General features: G+C 34.3%; 3 protein-coding genes and 1 pseudogene. 3 read left to right on the top strand and 1 reads right to left on the bottom strand.

All coding sequences use genetic code 11. The features are described 5' to 3' along the window. Nucleotides 1–1053, bottom strand: a 1053-nt coding sequence (locus tag VFS71_RS10980) for a HAMP domain-containing sensor histidine kinase (protein WP_326401269.1), incomplete at its 3' end; no start/stop codon positions are given. Nucleotides 1054–1206: 153 nt separating this feature from the next. Between VFS71_RS10980 and VFS71_RS10975 the strand changes: the two genes are divergently transcribed. The 3 genes and pseudogenes from VFS71_RS10975 to VFS71_RS10965 form a co-directional block, all read left to right on the top strand. Then, complete coding sequence (locus VFS71_RS10975; protein ID WP_326401268.1) at nucleotides 1207–1638, top strand: DUF1573 domain-containing protein; 432 nt, start codon at nucleotides 1207–1209, stop codon at nucleotides 1636–1638. A gap of 166 nt (nucleotides 1639–1804) precedes the next feature. Further along, nucleotides 1805–2902, top strand: a complete 1098-nt coding sequence (locus VFS71_RS10970; protein ID WP_326401267.1) for an SGNH/GDSL hydrolase family protein — start codon at nucleotides 1805–1807, stop codon at nucleotides 2900–2902. Beyond that, a pseudogene (locus VFS71_RS10965) lies at nucleotides 2892–3392 on the top strand (sialate O-acetylesterase); the annotation flags it as partial. The gene VFS71_RS10970 and the pseudogene VFS71_RS10965, both read left to right, overlap by 11 nt.

The raw sequence follows: 3392 nt of genomic DNA, 5'->3' as shown, positions 1-3392 counted from the left end.
GTCAGTAAAGCCGATTTGTAAATGCTTTCCAATTTTTGTAATAGCGATATAAATTTCGGGTTTATTTTCACAATATTTAATCGCATTATCCAACAGGTTGTAAACCAAATTGGTGAAATGAAATTCATCAGCTTCAATAGTTATGGACGCTAAATCGGTTTTAATTTTGATTTGGGTTTCGGGGTGTTTTAGCTTAATGTTTTCAATTACAGATTCTAAAATTGGTAAAACATTCAGCGGATTTTTGTTTAAGACTAAAGGTGTATTGTCAGATTTTGCAACTGCTAAAATTTTCTCAATATGCTGATTCAATTTGTTGCTTTGGTCAATAATAATATGGGTGTACTTTTCCAGTTTTTCATCTTCTTGAATTGGATTTTGCTTGATGAGATAATTAGAAGCAATTAGTATGGAAGACAATGGCGTTTTGAATTCGTGAGTCATATTATTAATAAAATCTCGTTGTAAATCGGAGTATTTTTTTTGCTGTAAAAGCGTAAAAATAGAATACACATAGACGAGCAAAATAACTATTAATGCTATCGAAAGAACAAACCAAAATCGTAAAGAACTGAATAAATAACCAGTTTCATTAGGAAATCGAATCGCAAAATAATAGACTAAATTTTTGTGTTTGGGGAAATGTACGGAATGCTTGCTTTGTTTCTTTTCAGACAACGAGATGTAGTTACCATAGACCATTTCGTCGCTTTGGCAATTGTACATGGCATATTCAAAATCCGTTGTGATATTCATTTTCTTGAACTCGGATATGAGGTAAAACTCTAAAATTTCGGGTTCAAAATCGTTATCAATATTGACAATATAATAATCATTGGAAATTTTTCGCACTGGATTTTTTCCCGGAAGTTCGTGGTTGGTTCCCTGATATAATTTTTGGGCTACTTCCAGTAAAGCAACGTGAGTTTTTTGGCTGAATTTTTTTTCTTCAATAGTAAAAGCTTCTTTAGTCCAAAGCAATTGAGCTACAAGAATTCCTATAATGGCGATTAATCCAATCAGGATACTGCTATTGAGTTTGGTTAGTTTCATACATTAATTTCGTTATGTAATATTAATCAAAATTTAGCTGTCTTTTTTGCATTAACAAGTCGTTAACAAAGATTGAATACCGCTTAACAAAGGTGTGTGTTTTTCTAATCTACTTTTGGATTATTCAAACTATAACCTTTAAAACACAATAATATGAAAATGATTAAAATTTCAATGTTGGCATTAACTCTAGGATTAATGTCATTTTCGGCTGTTGCTCCAGTGAAAAGTTTAGTTTCAAAAGTAGCTGTTACCGTCTCTTCAATCGTATGGAAAAGTGAGAGCATAGATGTGGGGACTATTCCTCAAAATACTCCAAAACCTATTGTATTTGAATTCAAAAATACTGGAAAAGCAGCTGTCATAGTTACCAATGTGCAGGGGTCTTGCGGATGCACGGCAACAGATTATACCAAAACGCCAATTGCTCCGGGTAAATCAGGTATCGTTACTGCTACCTATAATGCAGCAAATGTAGGAGCATTTACCAAAACAGTATCGGTAACTACGAATATTGAAACGACACCTAAAGTTTTAACTATAAAAGGAACTGTTGTTGCGGGATCTACAACAGCGAAAAGCTAATTTTATAATTGTTAAATGATCTTGAACCACCTGAAAAGGTGGTTTTTTTGTTTGTAATAAGAGCTATGTAAATTTTTGATTATAGTTTGAAAAAATAGTATCTAATCCTGAATCGCAATCGTTTTATATTTGCTGTCAATACTAGTTTGAAAAGTCCCAAAAGATTATGAATTATATAAATAAATGCCTTTTATTTTTACTGGTTTCCGTTTCATTCGTTTCGATTGCCCAAAAAAAGGGAGATGCCAAATCACTTTTTGAGTATCAAGGAAGAATTGAAAAAATACAAGACGATAAAGTTGTTCTCATAGGTTCCGCTTCTTCAGTGTCATTTGATTTTAAAGGAAATTCCTGTTCCATATCCTTGCAAAGTGTTGAAAATCATCAAAATTATGTTTCTCTTGAACTTGACGGTAAATATATCGGGCGAGTTCGAATTGAAAAAGGAGATGTGAAATCTTTTCCGATTACCGTTTCAAATGATAATAAAACACATCATCTATCGATTTATAAAGCGACAGAAGCTGCGAACGGCGGTGTTCTATTCGCAGGAACTTCAGCGAAGTTGGTAGAAAGCGCTACGTCCAAAAAGAAGAAAAAAATTGAATTGATAGGGGATTCGATAACTTGTGGTTTTGGGAACGATGCATCCACGATTCCTTGTGGAAGCGGAGAATGGTATGATCAGCACAATGCTTATTGGGCTTACGGACCGATACTTTCCAGATCGCTGAATATCGATTTTGTGTTGAGTTCAGTTTCTGGATACGGAATGTATCGCAACTGGAATGACGAGCATCTCGACGAAGCCATTATCCCTGATGTTTATGAAAATTTATATCTGAATAGAGATAATTCCAAACCGTATGATTTTGCTTTTCAACCGGATTTGGTTAGTATTTGTTTAGGAACGAATGACCTTTCGGATGGAGATGGCAAAAAAACGAGATTGCCATTTAATGAGGAAAAATACGTTTCAAATTATATTGCTTTTATAAAAACGGTTTACAAACACGCTCCAAATACAAGAATAGTTTTGTTGACAAGTCCAATGGTTTCAGGTGAAAAAAATGTCACTTTGGTAAAATGTCTAAAAAAAGTGATTCTTACTTTTGAAAGCGATAAAAAACATAAGCCAATTGCGTTGTTCGAATTCAAATCGATGAGTCCAAAAGGCTGTGGCTATCATCCCGATATCGCTGATGATAAAGTGATGGCCGAACAGTTAATTCCTTTCTTTAAAAAAATATTAAATGAAAAATAAAAGTATTGTTTTTGTTCTTTTCCTGATACTTTCAAATGCCGCTTTCGCAAATGTTACTCTGCCGAACGTGTTTTCGGATAATATGGTTTTGCAGAGAAATACTGAAGTTGTCATTTGGGGTTGGGCGAATTCACAGGAAGAAGTAGTGATTACCCCAAGTTGGAATAACGAAACCTATAAAGTTAAAGCCAGTAATCAGGCGAAATGGGAAATCGCCATTCCAACTCCAAAAGAAGGAGGACCATATACCATTACGATAAAAGGGTACAATGAAATTGTATTGAAAAACATTTTGATTGGTGAGGTTTGGATTTGTTCCGGGCAATCCAATATGGAAATGAACGCTAGTTGGGGAATTGATAACGGTGATGAGGAGGTTAAAAATGCTACAAACGCAAACATCCGATTGTTTTTGGTGCCAAAATTAACGGCAACTACTCCACAAAATAATCTTTCTGGAAATTGGACAGAATGTACACCCGAAACGATG

Origin of the sequence: Flavobacterium sp., assembly GCF_035760125.1 — a bacterium.
Classification (GTDB): Bacteria; Bacteroidota; Bacteroidia; order Flavobacteriales; family Flavobacteriaceae; genus Flavobacterium.
Note: the sequence above shows the minus strand (reverse complement) of the source record. Positions and strands in the feature narration are given on the sequence as shown.